This is a genomic window from Lysobacter sp., from assembly GCF_035655815.1.
Classification (GTDB): domain Bacteria; phylum Pseudomonadota; class Gammaproteobacteria; order Xanthomonadales; family Xanthomonadaceae; genus Lysobacter_J.
On sequence record NZ_DASRTS010000007.1, the window covers coordinates 77,896 to 93,034 of the forward strand.

16 protein-coding genes, 1 tRNA gene and 1 pseudogene are annotated in these 15,139 nt (G+C 67.7%); 7 read left to right on the top strand and 11 right to left on the bottom strand.

Annotated features, from left to right (window positions below; genetic code table 11):
- The first annotated feature begins 44 nt into the window (after nucleotides 1-44).
- Nucleotides 45-1,031 carry an SDR family oxidoreductase gene (locus tag VFE83_RS01280; RefSeq protein WP_324903051.1) on the top strand — a complete coding sequence of 329 codons (987 nt, stop codon included), beginning with the start codon at nucleotides 45-47 and terminating at the stop codon, nucleotides 1,029-1,031.
- Nucleotides 1,032-1,228: 197 nt separating this feature from the next.
- On the opposite strand, the gene VFE83_RS01285 is transcribed toward VFE83_RS01280, so the two are convergent.
- From VFE83_RS01285 to VFE83_RS01295, 3 genes are read right to left on the bottom strand one after another with little or no spacing between them, the layout of a single operon-like run.
- A complete protein-coding gene (locus tag VFE83_RS01285) occupies nucleotides 1,229-2,026 on the bottom strand; it encodes an alpha/beta hydrolase family protein (protein ID WP_324903052.1) in 798 nt (265 codons plus the stop codon).
- Nucleotides 2,016-3,182 (bottom strand): DUF3182 family protein, encoded by a 1,167-nt coding sequence (locus tag VFE83_RS01290; RefSeq protein WP_324903053.1) that lies wholly within the window; start codon nucleotides 3,180-3,182, stop codon nucleotides 2,016-2,018. The genes VFE83_RS01285 and VFE83_RS01290 overlap by 11 nt, the downstream gene beginning before the upstream one ends.
- 8 nt (nucleotides 3,183-3,190) lie before the next feature.
- A complete protein-coding gene (locus VFE83_RS01295; RefSeq protein WP_324903054.1) occupies nucleotides 3,191-3,487 on the bottom strand; it encodes a hypothetical protein in 297 nt (98 codons plus the stop codon).
- Nucleotides 3,488-3,546: 59 nt separating this feature from the next.
- Here VFE83_RS01295 and VFE83_RS01300 point away from each other — a divergent pair, with 59 nt between their 5' ends.
- Nucleotides 3,547-3,957 carry a low affinity iron permease family protein gene (locus VFE83_RS01300; RefSeq protein ID WP_324903055.1) on the top strand — a complete coding sequence of 137 codons (411 nt, stop codon included), beginning with the start codon at nucleotides 3,547-3,549 and terminating at the stop codon, nucleotides 3,955-3,957.
- Between the two features lie 3 nt (nucleotides 3,958-3,960).
- Here VFE83_RS01300 and VFE83_RS01305 read toward each other — a convergent pair whose 3' ends face one another.
- The 7 genes from VFE83_RS01305 to VFE83_RS01335 all read right to left on the bottom strand — a co-directional run bounded on the left by VFE83_RS01305 (nucleotide 3,961) and on the right by VFE83_RS01335 (nucleotide 11,579).
- Entirely contained in the window at nucleotides 3,961-5,178 is a 1,218-nt protein-coding gene (locus VFE83_RS01305; RefSeq protein WP_324903056.1) for a BamA/TamA family outer membrane protein, read from the bottom strand.
- Nucleotides 5,179-5,180: 2 nt separating this feature from the next.
- Nucleotides 5,181-5,981 (bottom strand): transporter, encoded by an 801-nt coding sequence (locus VFE83_RS01310; RefSeq protein ID WP_324903057.1) that lies wholly within the window; start codon nucleotides 5,979-5,981, stop codon nucleotides 5,181-5,183.
- 28 nt (nucleotides 5,982-6,009) lie between these two features.
- On the bottom strand, nucleotides 6,010-6,963 hold the full coding sequence (locus tag VFE83_RS01315; protein ID WP_324903058.1) for a SphA family protein: 954 nt from the start codon (nucleotides 6,961-6,963) through the stop codon (nucleotides 6,010-6,012).
- Between the two features lie 26 nt (nucleotides 6,964-6,989).
- Nucleotides 6,990-9,611, bottom strand: coding sequence for a hypothetical protein (locus VFE83_RS01320; protein WP_324903059.1), 2,622 nt, complete (start codon nucleotides 9,609-9,611; stop codon nucleotides 6,990-6,992).
- A 31-nt stretch (nucleotides 9,612-9,642) separates the two neighbouring features.
- A complete protein-coding gene (locus VFE83_RS01325) occupies nucleotides 9,643-10,188 on the bottom strand; it encodes a hypothetical protein (RefSeq protein ID WP_324903060.1) in 546 nt (181 codons plus the stop codon).
- On the bottom strand, nucleotides 10,185-10,988 hold the full coding sequence (locus VFE83_RS01330) for a DUF2092 domain-containing protein (protein WP_324903061.1): 804 nt from the start codon (nucleotides 10,986-10,988) through the stop codon (nucleotides 10,185-10,187). Before VFE83_RS01330 ends, VFE83_RS01325 begins: the two co-directional genes overlap by 4 nt.
- A 514-nt stretch (nucleotides 10,989-11,502) precedes the next feature.
- A tRNA-Met gene (locus VFE83_RS01335) sits at nucleotides 11,503-11,579 on the bottom strand.
- 119 nt (nucleotides 11,580-11,698) lie between these two features.
- Here VFE83_RS01335 and VFE83_RS01340 point away from each other — a divergent pair.
- The 3 genes from VFE83_RS01340 (at nucleotide 11,699) to bfr (ending at nucleotide 13,155) form a co-directional block, all read left to right on the top strand.
- Nucleotides 11,699-12,295, top strand: coding sequence for an RNA pyrophosphohydrolase (locus VFE83_RS01340; RefSeq protein WP_414674670.1), 597 nt, complete (start codon nucleotides 11,699-11,701; stop codon nucleotides 12,293-12,295).
- A gap of 67 nt (nucleotides 12,296-12,362) precedes the next feature.
- Nucleotides 12,363-12,566, top strand: coding sequence for a (2Fe-2S)-binding protein (locus VFE83_RS01345; RefSeq protein WP_324903063.1), 204 nt, complete (start codon nucleotides 12,363-12,365; stop codon nucleotides 12,564-12,566).
- 118 nt (nucleotides 12,567-12,684) lie between these two features.
- Nucleotides 12,685-13,155: a bacterioferritin gene (gene bfr, locus VFE83_RS01350; protein WP_324903064.1), complete on the top strand. Its 471-nt coding sequence runs from the start codon at nucleotides 12,685-12,687 to the stop codon at nucleotides 13,153-13,155.
- Between the two features lie 65 nt (nucleotides 13,156-13,220).
- On the opposite strand, the gene VFE83_RS01355 is transcribed toward bfr, so the two are convergent.
- On the bottom strand, nucleotides 13,221-13,802 hold the full coding sequence (locus tag VFE83_RS01355; protein ID WP_324903065.1) for a DUF4126 domain-containing protein: 582 nt from the start codon (nucleotides 13,800-13,802) through the stop codon (nucleotides 13,221-13,223).
- Nucleotides 13,803-13,882: 80 nt separating this feature from the next.
- On the opposite strand from VFE83_RS01355, the gene VFE83_RS01360 reads away from it, so the two are divergent.
- Together VFE83_RS01360 and VFE83_RS01365 are read left to right on the top strand one after the other, a co-directional pair.
- On the top strand, nucleotides 13,883-14,617 hold the full coding sequence (locus VFE83_RS01360) for a DUF6776 family protein (protein ID WP_324903066.1): 735 nt from the start codon (nucleotides 13,883-13,885) through the stop codon (nucleotides 14,615-14,617).
- A gap of 60 nt (nucleotides 14,618-14,677) precedes the next feature.
- Nucleotides 14,678-15,031 (top strand): annotated as a pseudogene (locus VFE83_RS01365) (bactofilin family protein); the annotation flags it as partial.
- Nucleotides 15,032-15,139: the final 108 nt, after the last annotated feature.

A 15,139-nucleotide genomic window follows, 5' to 3' on the forward strand; every position in this document is an offset into this window, starting at 1 on the left:
GCCCGGGCGGCTTCGCCCGGGCGCTTGTGTGAGCGGGAGACGAGATGGCAAAGGAAAAGAAACCCGCGTCCGGCGCGGAAGCCACCGCGGCGCGGCAGCGTTCCATCCAGACACAGGTCGACGCACGCGACAAGGCGAAGAAGGCGGCGAAGAAGAGCGCGGTGCAGGCCGGCGAACGCCGCCAGCCGGAGAATCCACTGCCGCCGCAGCACCTGGACAAACCGGGGCACGAGCACGAACTCGATCCGCGTCCGCGCTATCTGGCGCCGGATTACCGCGGCAGCGGCAAACTGGAAGGACGCGTCGCGCTGGTGACGGGTGGCGACTCTGGAATTGGCCGCGCGGTGGCGGTGCTGTTCGCGCGCGAGGGCGCGGACGTGGCGATCGTGTACCTCAGCGAGCACGAGGACGCGGAGGAAACGAGCAAGGCCGTGCAGAAGGAAGGCCAGCGCTGCCTGCTGATTCCCGGCGACGTGAAGGATCCACGCTTCTGCGAACGCGCGGTGGCGGCCACCGTCGAAGCCTTCGGCGGGCTGCACGTGCTGGTCAACAACGCGGCCTTCCAGCTGCACACGAAATCGCTGGAGGAGCTGAGCGAGGAACACCTGCAGGAAACCCTGCAGACCAACATCGCCGGCTACTTCCACATGGCGCGCGCGGCGCTGCCGCACATGCAGGGCGGTGCCTGCATCATCAACTCCGGATCCGAGACGGGGCTGTTCGGCAGCAAGGAACTGCTGGACTACTCCGCCACCAAGGGCGCGATCCATGCCTTCACCAAATCGCTGGCGAGCAATCTGCTCGATCGCGGCATCCGTGTGAACGCCGTTGCGCCGGGACCGGTGTGGACACCGCTGAATCCTGCAGACCGGCCTGCGAAAGACGTCGCGAAGTTCGGCCAATCCAGCGACATGCGCCGACCGGCGCAGCCGGAAGAGATTTCGCCGGCATACGTGTTCCTGGCTGCGCCGGTGTGCGCGTCGTACGTCAACGGCATCGTGCTTCCCGTGATGGGCGGACCGTACGGGTAAGCCAGACCGCTGCGCGGCACTGCCGCGCGTCTGGCGAACGCCCGGCCAAGGACGGCCGGGCAGGGCGATCCGGAGCCAGTCGCGTCGCGCCAGTAAGGCCGCAATGCCGCGCACATAGCGATATGTTACGCAGCCATTGTCTTGTCGCTCGTCCGGCCGACACGGAAACGGGAACCCCACGGCCATCCGAATCCGGCCTACACCGTAGCCCCGGACGGCTGCTGCTTCCGCTCGCGCACTTTCACCCCCGCCGCTTCCTCGCGCGCGCCCATGATCATCTCGGCCAGCCACTTGATCAGCAGCGTCGTGTAGGCCTTCTGCGCCGGCTTCTGCGAGAACGCGTGGTCGGCATCCTCGATCACGCGGCGCGTGAGCGATCGCACATGCATGAACGCCGCGGCGTAGTTCTCCACTACGGGGTGCGGCACGATGGTGTCGTTCTCGGCCGCGACCAGCAGCACGTCGCCGCGATAGGCGGCGCAGGCGCGCAGCACGCGGTTGTCTTGCCAGCGCAGCTTGCGCTGGCGGTAATCGGGCAGGTTGGTGTCGATGTGCAGCTGCAGCTTGGGCAGCTCCCAGCCTTCGTCCCGGTAGATGGCCGGCGAACGCAGGGCGAGCCAGCGCACCGGCCGCTCGGAGGTGAGCAGTGCGGCAAGGTAGCCGCCATAGCTGATGCCGATCACCGCGATGGCCGACGGATCGACGTCGGGTCGTGCGGAAAGCCAGTCGTAGGCTGCCTTGAGGTCGGCCAGGTTCTGCGGGCGGTTCACGTGTTCCCACTGCCGCGCCGTGCTTTCGTGGCCGCGCAGGTCGAACGTCAGGCAGACGCAGCCGATGCCGGCGGCCTCGCGCGCACGCACGAGGTCGTGATCCTGGCTGCCGCCCCAGCCGTGCACGAACAGCACACCCGGCAGTCGCGGCGGAGGCGAAAGCACGGTGCCCCCGATGCGGTCGTCGTCGACGGACAGTTCCACCGTTTCCAGCCTAACGTCCATGCGGATCGTCCTGCGTGTCCACGATGGCGTACTTGGTCATGCGGCCCGCTGCCGGATCGTCGCCGCGGAACGACACCTGCGCGCCCAGCGGCGGATCCACGATGTCGTACACCTCGTGCGTCGACACCTGGATGCGCTGCAGGCGGTTGTCCAGGTGCATCGCTTCCAGCGCGAGCAATTCCGCCGGCGTCGCGCCCCCGATGCGCCAGGACTGCTCCAGCACGCCGCAACGCGGCATGCCGGAAGGGTCCACGCCGAGCGCGACGTCGTAATTGCGGCGCGAGGCGAACACCTGCGGATACGCGCGCTGCACTTCCTCGTCGTAGCGCATGGCGCATTGCAGGACGCGGCGCTCGGCCTCTTCGGACAGCGCGTGCGTCAGCTCGTCCAGGCCACCGCGCAGGCATGCCAGCGACGAACCACCGTATACGGCCGCGCCCTCGTGGTTCTGCACCAGGCGCTGCGTGCCGAAGTACGCCATGCGATGCGGCCCGACTTCGAGCACGCCTACGCTGTAGGTCTTCACCGGTTTGAGGTTCAGCTCCAGCACCACGCCGGCGCGGCCGATCGCCGCGCGATCGAGCCCGGCGATTGCGACATCGAGTTCCTTCTCGTTCTTTGCCACCGACTGGCCATGACCGCCCATCACGTCGCCCGGCTTGATGCGCACGGGCAGGCCCTGCGCCAGCAGCGCACGACCGGCTTGCGCCGCGTCGTCCAGGTCGAACGCGGACCAGCCGGGCAGGGTGACGTCCGCGATCGCGCGTGCCAGTCCATGCGACCAGCCCGGTGGAATCGCACGCGCATCGTCGAGCAGCGGATGCGTGATTGCCTTGGTGCCGACGAAGTCGTGCGGCACCACGCCGCCCAGCAGGTCGCGCGCCGTCGCGATGCCGAGCGCGCGGGCTTCGTCCACCAGCAAGGTGCGGTCGGGGATCAGGTAGATCGGTCCGCACACCGCGTTCTCGGGCGAGTACAGGCCGGCGTAACGGAAGCCCAGCAGGGTCGCCAGGCGTTCGCCCACCCAGCGGCCCGTGGCGGCTTCATGTTCGCTGCGCGAGGTGCGACGCAGCAGTTCCAGAACGCAGCCGCCCGGATCGTGCCGCGTGCCCGACTGGGACGCCGGCCTCGTGGACTGCGCGGACGGTGCCGGCATCGTGCCGTTCAGTCCGGGGCCTTGGCGGGTACGAACGGCGACACCGGATCGCTGGCGGGGAAGGTTTCCTCCAGCGCCTGGTCCTGGTTCTCGCTTTCGTGTTGCTTGCGCTTCTCACGCTCGCGGGGATCTTCGGTTTCCGGCTGGCCCTTGTTGCCTTCGTCGTCCAGCGGCGGATCTTTTCTGTCCTGAGGAAGCATGGCGTGCTCCTGCGCGTTGTTGCCGATGCGCGGACGATAAGACGTCGCCCTCGTAACGCGGCGTGATGGCGCCGTCGCAACGACGGTGCCCGGCACATCGCGCATTCACGTGGAATTTCGGCCCGGCAACGGATGTTGCGTGCAATTCACACGGTGATCCATGTATGGACTGGCACAGCAATCTGGCCAAGCACGCGGCGCGATGGACCGGGCGTGCGTCGTGCTTTGGACTGGCGGCCGGCGTGGTCCTGGTGTGGCTGGTGTCGGGACCGCTGTTCGGCTTCAGCGACACCTGGCAGCTGGTCATCAACACCGGCACGACCATCGTCACGTTCCTGATGGTGTTCCTGATCCAGAACACGCAGAACCGCGACACCGAGGCGATCCAGATCAAGCTCGACGAGCTGATCCGCGCGACGAAGCGCGCGCAGAACACGCTGCTGGATCTGGAAGAACTGGACCAGGAAGACCTGGACAAGCTGCGGCGCGAATACGAGGAGCTGGCCCGTGCCGCACGCGAACGTCGTGGCGGTGAGGCCGGGAAGCGGCCCGACGGCCCGCGCCGGGCGCAATGACGCTCAACGCCAGGCGCTGCCGACCTGGATGTAGACGGTGTCGTCCTCCGGCCCGAAGGCGTAATCCACGCCCGTATACAGGCCCAGCATGCTGGCGATCAGGTAGCGCACGCCCACGCCCTTGGCGACCTGGCTCTGCGCATCGCCAAAACTGTTGTGGCGGCCCCAGGTGCGGCCCGCGCCGGCGAATCCGATCAGCGCCCAGCGCGGCGTCACGTTCCAGCGCAGCTCGCTTTCCACCGTCGCCGCGCGCGTGTCCTGGTAGCGTGCCGAGCCGATGCCGCGCAGATCGATGTACGGCAGCCGGTAGAACGGAATGTCGCCATTGGCCCAGCGAGCGTCGACGCGTCCGGCCAGCACGAAGCGCTGGCTTGCCAGTGGCAGGTAGCCGTAGGCGTGGCTGCGATAGCTCTGGAACGTGGTATCGCTGCCGATGACGTCGTCGTAGAAGTTGCCCTCGATCATCCCCAGCCAGCCGCTGTTGGGCGTGAACGAGTTGTCGCGCTGGTCGTACTGCAGCGAGAGCCCGAGACCAGACGAGGTCTCGGTTACTTCCTTGTCGGTGAACAGGCCGCGGTCCGACTCCACGTCGAACGACAGGTCCAGGTCCATGTAGATCCACGACACGCCGAGGAACAACTCCTGTTCGCCCAGCCGTCGCGACACCTTTTGGAACGACATGATGCCGTCGGTGTTGTAGCCGATCGCCACCGGTTCGAAGAGCCGGCCCGGCGTGTAGAAGTCGAGGTTCATCGACGCCTTGGCGATGCCGCCGGTGTAGCGCCAGCGGTCGTCCTTGAAGTGCAGCATCGCGCCGGCGCCATACGCGTGGCTGCCGTTCTCGGTCTTCATCGCCATGCCGCCGAAGATGTTGGGCGGCACCATCTGCTGGCGGCCGTCGGCCGTGGTACGCGTGGTGGCCGCGCCCTCGGGCCGATGGAAAAACGCCAGCGCCAGACCGCCGCCGTAACCCACCGCAGGGTCGCTGATGACGATGGGCACCGGCAGGAAGCCTTTGTGTTCCAGCAGCCACCGCGACATGTCGAACTTGTGGTCCTTCGGGTCGTGCAGCAGGCTGCCCAGGCTTTCCCTGGCGGGTGCGTCTTGTTGTGCTGCCGGTGGGTTCGTCTGCGCCGATGCGGGTTCCTGAGCGTTCGCCGAAGCGGCGGTGAGCGCGATGCATGACATGGTTCCCGCGAGCCAGCGCGACCACCTCCGCATGCTCATTTCTCCGGCACCAGGAAGGTCACCACCAGGCGCACGCCCCAGTCCGGGCCGCCGCGCGGCGAGTCCAGGTAACCGCGCACGCCGCCGGCAAAGCTCATGGTCTGGCCTCCGATGCGCGTCACCTTCGAGTACACGACGTTGACGGGCGCGGTCCATTGCTGGTTTTCCCAGTCATACGTCGACTCGGAGTTGAAGGTCAGCGTGCGCCCGCCCGGCAACTGGCGTGCGAAGAACGGCTGCAGGAACGTGTTGCTGATGTCCGGATCGTTGGCCGAACCGCCGAAGGACCAGATGTGGTTGGCCAGCATGCCGACCGTCCAGTGCGCAGACTGCCTGAGCACCAGCACGCTGGGACCGGCGCCCCATTCGTCCACGCCGAGCAGGTCGTCGCTCGCGGTGGGCAGCAGCAAGACCGGTCCCAGGCCCCAGGTCACGCCGCCGGAGGTCGGTTGCTTCGGCGAGAAGAAGAAGGTGGGCGTGACGTTGCCGAACCCGAACTGGCTGCCGGATTCGCCGAACACGTCGTCCTGGTAGATCACCGGCACGATGACGCGCGTGATCAGGTTCCAGTCCTCCGAAATGGACGCGGGAATGACCGGCTGGATGTTGAGCGTGTGCTTGCTGCCGTCGTTCGCGTAACCGAAGTCCGCGTTGTACTGCAGCGGAATGCTGATCATCGCGGCGACCGGGTTGGAGAGCTTCTTCGCCACCTCGTCCGCGCTCTCCTGCGCGCAGAGCGGGGACGCGAACGTCGCCAGTGCCAGGGCGCCGATGGCCTGTCGTGCATGTCGCTTCATCTGGATTCCATCCGTAGGGAAGATGCCGTCAGAACGTCACCGTCGCGGTCACCATCAGCGGATCGCCGTCGAGGCGTCGCCGCACGTCGAACTCCGCCATCCAGCGCGCCGAGAACTCCACCTGCCCGCCGTCCCACTTGTGGCTGTAGGTGACGATGGGACCGAGCGCGAGCGCGTGGCCCTTGAAGCCGTCGAGCCGGTCGGCAGTGGGGCCTTCGTCCTTTTCCAGCTGGTAGATCCAGCCGCCGGCACCGCCGACGCCCCAGCCGTTCGCGAAGCGCTTGATGAGCAGCGTGTCGAGCCGGAACACCGCTCCGTTCTGGTAATCGGTGGCGTCGTTCTCGGTGTAGAAGTCGACCGCGGCGAGCGTGCTGAACTCCAGCGTGCCCTTCTGCATCAGCGCCGTGTAGCCCACCGTCGGCGAGAACGTCCAGTTGTTGAGACTGAGGTTGGCCAGGCGATTCGGGTCGTAGCTGCCCCAGTCGCTGTACACGTAGAGCGCCAGCGTAATGTGGTGCGTCTGGTCGAAGTGGTAGCCGGCGATGATCGGCGCGAAGAACGGATCGAAGATGTCCCAGTCCGCCTTGTCGCTGCGCGATCCGCTGATGGGACCGAGCGCCACGTCCGCCTCCACGGCCAGCTGTGCAACGGGCAGCGTCGCCATCGACGCGAAGTTCCATCGTCCTTCGCCTGTATCCCACACGTACATGCCGGTGAAGGAGAGCATGTCGAACGTCGCATCCATGCCGACGGTGAGCAGGTTGCCGACCGGCGCCTGGCGCTCGCCACTGATCTCGCCCGCGTAATGCGCGTAGCCGACCAGCAGGTTGAAGCCCGGCGTCGGCGGCACGACGCCCGCGAAGGACGTGATGTTGGTACCGGTGATCGTGCGTCCCAGCGCGCCTTCGGTGGCATGCGCGGGTGCGGCCGCGAACATGGCCGTCACGGCCACGCCCACGCAGACGAACAGACCCATCTTCATCGAATCGCTCCTCATCCTTTCGAAGGTCACCGGCGACGGAAGCCGCCACCGCGGAAGCCGCCACCGCCCAGGCCGGGGCGGAAGCCGCCAACCGGTCGCTGGTAGCCGCCCGCGGGACGGTTGAAGCCGCCGGCCGGACGCTCCATGCCGCCGCCCTGCCGCTGGAACGCGGCGGGATTCATCGCGCCGCTTCCGCCGTGGATGCGCTCGTCGCCGCGTTCGCGTGCGAAGCGATCACGATCGAGATCCGACGGCACGTTCTGCCGCGTCTGTCCGGCCAGGTTTTGCGAGCGATCTGGCCGCTCGACCTGCGTCCATCCGTTCTCGTCGTGCCTGTAGACGTTGCCGTCGTGCCCGGCGTACACGTTGTCGTTGACGTCGACCACGCCGCCGCGGTGCAGCGTTCCGGTGTCGGCGTTGTAGTGGAAGCCGCCGGCGCCCTTCGCATCGACGCGCTCGCCCTGGCTGTTGAATGCGCCCGCGCCGGCCGCGCCGTTCGGGCCGACCGCGGCGCCACCGGCGGCCTGCGTCACGCGTCCGGTGTTGGTGTTGACCACGGTGCGCTCGCCGGCGCGCGCGGCCTGCCCGGTGTACGGATTCACCGCGGCCGCACCACCGCCGGCGATGACGCGCCCGGTCTGCGGGTTATAGCGGATGCCCTGCGCGCCGGCCGTGGTCGTGCCGGTATAGACGTTGGTGTTGACGCCGGCGCGGCCCATGCCGCGACCGCCGGTGGCTTCGTTGTAATAGCCGCCACGCGCGCCGCGTCCCACGTTGCCCGTCCACGGATCGGCCCACGCCGCCGCAGTGCCGCGCACCGCCGCATTGCCCCAGTGCCCGTAGACGTTCCAGGCCGCGGCACCGCCGCCCCACCAGCCGTACGGATAGACCGGGCCGTACCACGGGCCCCACCAGGGGCTGTACGGGCCGTACCAGCCGTCGTACCAGCCCCAGCCCAGACCGAAGGTCCATCCCACCCAGGGGTTCCAGCCGAAATACGCGCCCATGCCGTACGTGGCCGGGCAGCCATACCAGTACGCGCCGACCCACGGGTCGCACGCATAGCCCGTGCCGTACACGACGACGTTGTCGGTGACCACGGTGCCGTAATAGCCCGGCGTGTAACCGACATACACTTCGTCGCCGTTGCTGCCGTACACGCGCACGTAGGTCACGTAATGCAGCGGCGAGCTGGTCGGTATGCCGTAAATCTCGGCCGGCACGGAAGTGGCGACCGACCACGGCCCCGTGGGCGAGGTCGCGGTGAACCACACGCCCTTGTCCACCGCGTAATACGCGTTCCCGGCGTGGATCACCGGCACGGGCGTGTTGCGCGCGTACTGCAGCGAAGTGCCCGCGATCGGCGCGAACTGCGGCGCGCCGTCGTAGGTGACCGTCAGCTTCGCCTGGTCCTTGCGCACCGTCGCCGTCTGCGGGATGTCGTTGGCGATCAGCGACTCCTTCGCTTCCGGCGTGCCTGGAATCGACGCCAGCACGCCGCTCTTGGGGCTGTCCGGCGGAATCTTCGCGAACTCCGCCGGCAGCTTCGACGGCGCCACGTACGTCCACGGTCCCTTGCTGCCCGGTGCGGTGAACCAGCGTCCGGACACCAGCACGTACCATGCGTTGTCCGCAGCGGCGTCGATGAAGACGTCCGCGCCGGTGTTGTCGATGTAGCTCAACTTCGTGCCGGGAATGGCGACGAACTGCGGCTCGCCCTGCACCGAGATCAGTTCGGCCGGATGCGTGCGCACGAAGATGTCGGGCAGCTTGCCGCCGGCGAAGGCCTGCTGCAGAGCCGGTGGCGGGTTGTCGAGCGTATCGACCTGCTTGGCCTGCACGGCCTGCTTCATCGCACTGGTCAGCGATGCGTCCACGCTCGCGGCCGGACTCCACGGGCCGTTGAGCGTCGGCGCCTTCGCCCAATGGCCGCCGATGTACGTATAGAAACTGTTGCCCTGCTGCAGCAGCAGCGAGCGGCTGTTGATCACGCGCTGCACGCCGGCCACGCCGCTGGGCTTGATCGCCGGCTGGCCGTCGACGACGACCAGCACGGCGGGCTGCGTGGCGAACAGGATTTCCGGCGGATCGTTGCGCACCGGCAGTGATGGAGGTTGCTTCGCATCGACGGCGGCAATGGCCATCGCCGATTCCAGATGGTCCAGCGAGATGGTCAACGTCGAACGCTGCTTGAGCTGCTCGCGTGCCAGTTCCAGGTAATGCGCCTGCTTGTCGCTGGCGGTCGGGAAGCTCGCGCCGGTGAGCTGCAGGTCGGTCAGCACCACCGCGCGCGCATCCTTGTCCACCTGCGTGCGCGCCTGAAACTGCACCACGCCGTAATCGGACGTGTCCTGCGACTTGCCGTCGGGGCCGCTGCGCGTGCCGGTCTTCACCGACATCGCGAAACGGCCCTTCAGCAGATTGCCCTGCCAGCTGTCGAACTGCGGCTGGTGCACGCTGAAAGACGTTCCCCGCACCGTGAAATCGCGCGGGAACGGGCGCGCATCGATGCGGGCATCGGATGCGGCCGCATTGGCGGCCTGCGCGAGTGCCACGGCCGGCACGGTGACTCGTGCATGCAGCGACAACGCCGAGGATCCGGCCAGGGCGATCACGAGACCTGCAGACAACACCGGAAACGCACGCATGGGGGATCCTCCGGTCGACGACGGTGCTGGATCAGTTGGGCGGATTGACGACGACGTACTGCACCTGCGTGCCCGCGTACTGGGGCTGGTACCAGGTGCTGCCGCATTGCTGGTAGGCGATGCCGTTGACGACCGTGGTCACGCAGCTGGGCGGTACGGAGTTGACGATGGAGCCCACTGCGGCGGCGGTCAGCGCCACCGCACCGGTCACGGCCGCCGCGGTCGCGACCGGATGGTCGTCGTACCAGTCGTTGTGCCAGTGGTCGTCCACATCGATGTCGATGTCGTTGTGCACATCGATGTTGGTGTTGTGGTTGATGTTGGTATTGCGGTTGACGTTGGTGTTGCGATTCACGTTCGCGGTGCGGTTGGCCGCCGCGCTGCGATTGACGTTCGCCGTGTGCGCGCCGCGATTTGCTGCACTCGCATGCGCCGCGCCGCCGCCGTGATTGATGCTGGTACGCGCGGCGCCGCGTGCACGCGGGCCCGCGTCGGCATCGAAGCTCGTTGCAAGCAATGCGGCCGCGCCGCCGAACAGGCCGAGGCAAACACCCAACGTGGCATGACGGATGCTCATGGCGAATCCTCCCCGACGGCGACCACGTCCACTTCGACCAGTTCGATGCGATGCGCATCCTTCGGCGGAGTAAAGGTGAAGGTCGAGTCGCCTAGCTTCGCGTCGGTGTTCCACTTCAACGTGCTCGCGTACTGCGGCTGCGCGGGATCATCGGTGGTGGTGATCACCAGCCGGCGGGGCAGCGGCTTGGCGCCGGTTTCGATCCAGACCTGCCAGTCCACACCCGGCTGGCGGAACGCGTAATGCTCGGTCACCGTGCCGTCGATGCGCGCGGGCCCGACGAACACGGCGGACGTCAGCGCCGAGACCGGCGCCTGGCCCGTACCCCACAGGAACAGGTCCGCCAGCGGCAGTTCGATGCCGTAACGATCGGTGGCGTTGGACAGCAGCTCCGTGATGGTCGGCGGCGCGTCGACGCTTGCGTAGTACTTGTTGCGCGGGCCGTACACGGTCAGCGTCTTGCCGTCGTAGAAGAGCTGCCGCTCCTTGCGGTCGCTGCGCACGTCCAGCTGCAGCCCGTTTGGTGCGCGCACCTTGTATTGCACGGTGCCCGGGAACTGCAGCTTCTGGCCGTCCTCGGTCACCAGCTCGAACGTGGAGTCGCCCTGCACCGTGAAGTTCTTCAGGCCCCGCAGGTGGCGGCCCATCTTTTCCAGCGCGGCGACGGCTTGCGGCTGCACGGCCGCTACCGCCCGGGTCGCGGCCGGCGGCGGCGAGCCCGCCTGGTCCGACGCGGCCAACGCGATGGACGGAAGGCCGGACACGGCCAGTGCGGCCACGAGTGACGGTGTACGACGCATTTCGCACCTCCTCCGGAATGTCCGGCGAACCGGACGCGGTACGGGTGCCGTGCGCCAGCGCACGGCGCATGGCGGTCAGCTGGTCGGACGTGGAACGTTGGAACGCCGGCGCCGGGCTGGCGAGGTGTGCTCACACGGCCGCGAAATACGTGCGGCTCCGGCCGCGCGTGCCCCTTGAAACCGCCTGCGATGCGGCTGCAACAGCAGCATCCGATTCTCCTCCGGCATCGCCTCCACCCTCATCCCTGGTAGCGAACATGTGGCGACGAAGAATCCAATGCCGCTCTTGCGAGGCGCTCCCCTTGGAGTGCGGGCCACGCGTCGGCATCGACGCGCGGCGGATGATTCATCGCCGGTACATTTCTGCCGGATCGACGTGAAAGAGCAGTGATGGACAGGCACGGCGGCGGAACGCCAGCCAAACGGCCGCGCTGATGAACGGAATTCCGTCCGACGCTCAGCCGAGCGGAACAAAAAACCCCGCACAGTGGCGGGGTTTCTGCGATTCGCGCGGTGGTGGCTATGGGTGGACTCGAACCACCGACCCCAGCATTATGAGTGCTGTGCTCTAACCGGCTGAGCTACATAGCCGCGCGAAGAACCGCGAATTATTCATGCCGGAGGGGTGTGCGTCAATCGTCCGGCGCCGGCTTGTCGTTGCGACCGCGGGCGTGGCAGAGTCGGACGCAGTGAATTCTGGAGTCCGCATCGTGATCGATCCGGACGGCTACCGGCCCAACGTCGGCATCGTCCTGATGCATCCCGACGGGCGCCTGTTCTGGGCGCGACGGGTGCACCGCGACGGCTGGCAGTTCCCGCAGGGCGGGATGAACAGCGACGAGACGCCGCTGGAGGCCATGTATCGCGAGCTCCGCGAGGAAACGGGCCTGCTCCCCGAACACGTCGAAGTCCTGGGCGCGACGCCCGGATGGCTGCGCTACCGCCTGCCGCAGCGGGCGATCCGCCGCAACGACCGCCTGGTCTGCATCGGCCAGAAGCAGGTGTGGTTCCTGCTGCGGCTGACCGGGCAGGAGTCCGACCTGCGCCTGGACCTGACCGACAAGCCCGAATTCGACCACTGGCGCTGGGTGGACTTCTGGTATCCGGTCGAGCACGTGGTCATGTTCAAGCGGGGCGTCTATGCCCGCGCGCTGCGGCATCTGGCCCCGGTGGCCCGGCAGGTCGCCGGGCCCCAGGCGGTCCCGCACCCGGCCCCGGACAGCCGACCGCCCGAGCGCAGCGGCCGCAACCGCCGTCCACGCTGGCACTGCGTCAATCCGGTCCGCGGGCAGGATCCCGTTAATTGACAATCATTCTCATCCGTGGCGGAATGGCGCTGCAGCCGATCCGGCTGCCCAGCCAGATACTTCCGCCGTGTACGTCTGCATCTGCAATGGGGTCACCGACCACGAGATCCGCCAGGCCGCCGAAGCCGGCTGCCGCAGTGTGGCGGAACTGACGATGCGGACCGGCGCCGGCGCCAACTGCGGCAGCTGCCTGGACATGGCCGCGTCGCTGCTGGATGCCGCACACGCCGTGCGCGAGCTCCCGTTCCCGGTGATGCAGCAGGCGGCCTGAGTCCGCCCAACACCTCAATCAGCACTGATTCTCGGACGCGGTTGCAGTCGATTCGCGTTCCGTCACGTCGCGCCTGAACTGGCTAGAGTGGCCGCTCTTGCTGCTTCGGAACACGGCCATGAAAGGCGAACCCAGGGTCATCGAATTCCTCAACAAGGCGCTCTACAACGAGCTGACCGCGATCAACCAGTACTTCCTGCACGCCAAGATGCTGAAGAACTGGGGCCTGAAGGAACTGGCCGAGCACGAGTACAAAGAGTCCATCGACGAGATGAAGCACGCGGACAAGCTGTCCGAGCGCATCCTGTTCCTCGACGGGCTGCCGAACTTCCAGGCGCTGGGCAAGCTGCGCATCGGCGAGAACCCGCGCGAGCTGCTCGCCTGCGACCTGGCGCTGGAGATGGAAGGCCTGCCGCTGCTGCGCGATGCCATCCGCCATTGCGAGAGCGTCGGCGACTTCGTCAGCCGCAAGCTGTTCGCCGACATCCTCGATTCCGAGGAAGAGCACATCGACTGGATCGAGACCCAGCTGTCGCTGATCGATCGCCTGGGCGAGCAGAACTACCTGCTGACCAAGCTCGAAGACTGACGTCGCCGCGCACGACAATGCAGAAACGCCGCCGGATTCCGGCGGCGTTTTTCGTTTGCGCGTGGCTACACGGCGCCGGGCCTGGGCGCCCGCCGGAACAGCATCCGCCAGACCCACCACAGGATCAGCGCCAGGCTCAGGCTGATCAGCAACACGAGGGTCAGCGCGATCCACGGGTGTGCGAACACCAGGGCGAGTCCGCCCACGGTCGCGACGTCCTCGGTGATCGAGGCCGTCCAGTTGCTGACCGGCTCGGGCGAGGTGTTGAGCAGGGCACGTGACCCGGACTTCAGCACGTGGCTGGTCAGCGCGACTCCGGCGCCGGCCGCCAGGGCGCCGGCGCCCAGCTGGCCGTCCGGCGACAGCGTGGCCGCCGCCAGGAACGCGCCGGCCGGGATGCGCAGCAGCGTGTGCAGCAGGTCCCAGCCCGAATCGACGCCCGGGATCTTGTCGGCGAAGAACTCCGCCGCGGCCAGCACGCCCGAGACACCCAGCACCCAGGGCGAGGCGGTGACCTCCAGCGCCTGCGGCAGGTCGAGCCAGCCGAAGAAGCCGGCCACGCCCACGCCGAACACGGTCAGGTAGACGCGGATGCCGGCCAGCCAGGCCAGAACCACGCCAATTGCGAACAGGTGCGCATCCGTCATGTCGCTCCCTCGCTAGACTGTCGGCCTGAGTATAGGGGTAGGGGAAACCGCGGGGCGTCGCGCCCGCGGTCACACGCGAAATGAACAGACCGCCGCGCAAGGCGCCGCCGCCGCGTTTCACGATCGTCCAGCAACGGCCCGACCGCCGGCCGCTGATCGTGGCCGTACTGTCGGTGCTGTGGATCGCGTCGCTGCTGGGTGTGTGGATCGGCGCGGAGCGCCACGCGGCCCCGCGATTGCCGGCGATCACCGCGGAACTGGACGATGCCCGGGCCGAACTGCATCGCTGGCGTTCGCAGGCCGAGAGCCTGGCCCAGCGCGAGGCAACGTTGTCGCGCTCGGACCAGATCAGCCGCGCCGCCAACAAGGAAATCCAGAGCGCCCTGGCCGAACGCGAGGAGGAAATCTCCGACCTTCGCGCCAACCTGGCCTTCTATGAACGCCTGGTCGGTGCGACCGGGCAGCAGAAGGGCCTGAGCGTGCATTCGGCGCGCTTCGCCGCCGAGGCCGGCGGTACCTGGCGTTACCAGATCGTGCTGACCCAGAGCCTCAACAAGGGCGCGATCAGCCGCGGCCGCCTGCGCTTCACCGTCGAGGGCGTGCGCGACGGCAAGCTGGCCACGGTCAGCTGGGACGAACTGCACCAGCGCGCCGGCGTGGCGCCGCAGGAGTACTCGTTCCGCTATTTCCAGCAGCTGGACGGCAGCGTGATGCTGCCGCCGGATTTCACCCCGCAGCGCGTGCGCGTCAGGCTCGACGGCGGCGACGTGGCGATCGACCAGACGCTCGGCTGGGAAAGCGGCGTCGCCACCTGATTTGCGCCACCTGATCCCTTTCATCACCCGCCGGCCGGCGGAGCAACCGGAAGTACCCTGATGTTCAAGAACAAACCCACGCAGCTCGACGGCCAGGTCGACACCCTCATCGGTCCGCAGGTGGTCATCCGTGGCGACCTGCAGTTCAGCGGCGGGCTATATGTCGAGGGCCGCATCGTCGGCAAGGTGATCGCCGAGGAGGGCCAGCGCGCCACCCTCACGCTGGCCGAGAACGGCAGCATCGAGGGCGAGGTGCGTGCGCCGGTGGTGGTGATCAACGGCCGCCTCGATGGCGACGTCTATGCCGGCGAGCGGGTCGAACTAGCCGCCAAGGCGCGCGTGCAGGGCAACGTGCATTACCAGGTGGTCGAGATGCTGGCCGGTTCGGTGCTGACCGGTCGCCTGATCCACGCCGGCGCCCACGAGCACGCGCTGGCTGAAGGCCATCTGGACGCCCAGCCCGTTCTGGGCTGACCGTCACATCCTGTCGCGGTAGGCTGGGCGCCGGCTTCCAAGCGGCGA

Coding starts and splice junctions, on each gene's coding strand:
- VFE83_RS01285 (WP_324903052.1), bottom strand. CDS start 2,026: ATGGACGTTAGGCTGGAAACGGTGGAACTGTCCGTCGACGACGACCGC.
- VFE83_RS01315 (WP_324903058.1), bottom strand. CDS start 6,963: ATGAAGATGGGTCTGTTCGTCTGCGTGGGCGTGGCCGTGACGGCCATG.
- VFE83_RS01290 (WP_324903053.1), bottom strand. CDS start 3,182: ATGCCGGCACCGTCCGCGCAGTCCACGAGGCCGGCGTCCCAGTCGGGC.
- VFE83_RS01280 (WP_324903051.1), top strand. CDS start 45: ATGGCAAAGGAAAAGAAACCCGCGTCCGGCGCGGAAGCCACCGCGGCG.
- VFE83_RS01360 (WP_324903066.1), top strand. CDS start 13,883: ATGAACAGACCGCCGCGCAAGGCGCCGCCGCCGCGTTTCACGATCGTC.
- VFE83_RS01310 (WP_324903057.1), bottom strand. CDS start 5,981: ATGAAGCGACATGCACGACAGGCCATCGGCGCCCTGGCACTGGCGACG.
- VFE83_RS01355 (WP_324903065.1), bottom strand. CDS start 13,802: ATGACGGATGCGCACCTGTTCGCAATTGGCGTGGTTCTGGCCTGGCTG.
- VFE83_RS01325 (WP_324903060.1), bottom strand. CDS start 10,188: ATGAGCATCCGTCATGCCACGTTGGGTGTTTGCCTCGGCCTGTTCGGC.
- bfr (WP_324903064.1), top strand. CDS start 12,685: ATGAAAGGCGAACCCAGGGTCATCGAATTCCTCAACAAGGCGCTCTAC.
- VFE83_RS01300 (WP_324903055.1), top strand. CDS start 3,547: ATGGACTGGCACAGCAATCTGGCCAAGCACGCGGCGCGATGGACCGGG.
- VFE83_RS01330 (WP_324903061.1), bottom strand. CDS start 10,988: ATGCGTCGTACACCGTCACTCGTGGCCGCACTGGCCGTGTCCGGCCTT.
- VFE83_RS01305 (WP_324903056.1), bottom strand. CDS start 5,178: ATGCGGAGGTGGTCGCGCTGGCTCGCGGGAACCATGTCATGCATCGCG.
- VFE83_RS01295 (WP_324903054.1), bottom strand. CDS start 3,487: ATGCGCGATGTGCCGGGCACCGTCGTTGCGACGGCGCCATCACGCCGC.
- VFE83_RS01320 (WP_324903059.1), bottom strand. CDS start 9,611: ATGCGTGCGTTTCCGGTGTTGTCTGCAGGTCTCGTGATCGCCCTGGCC.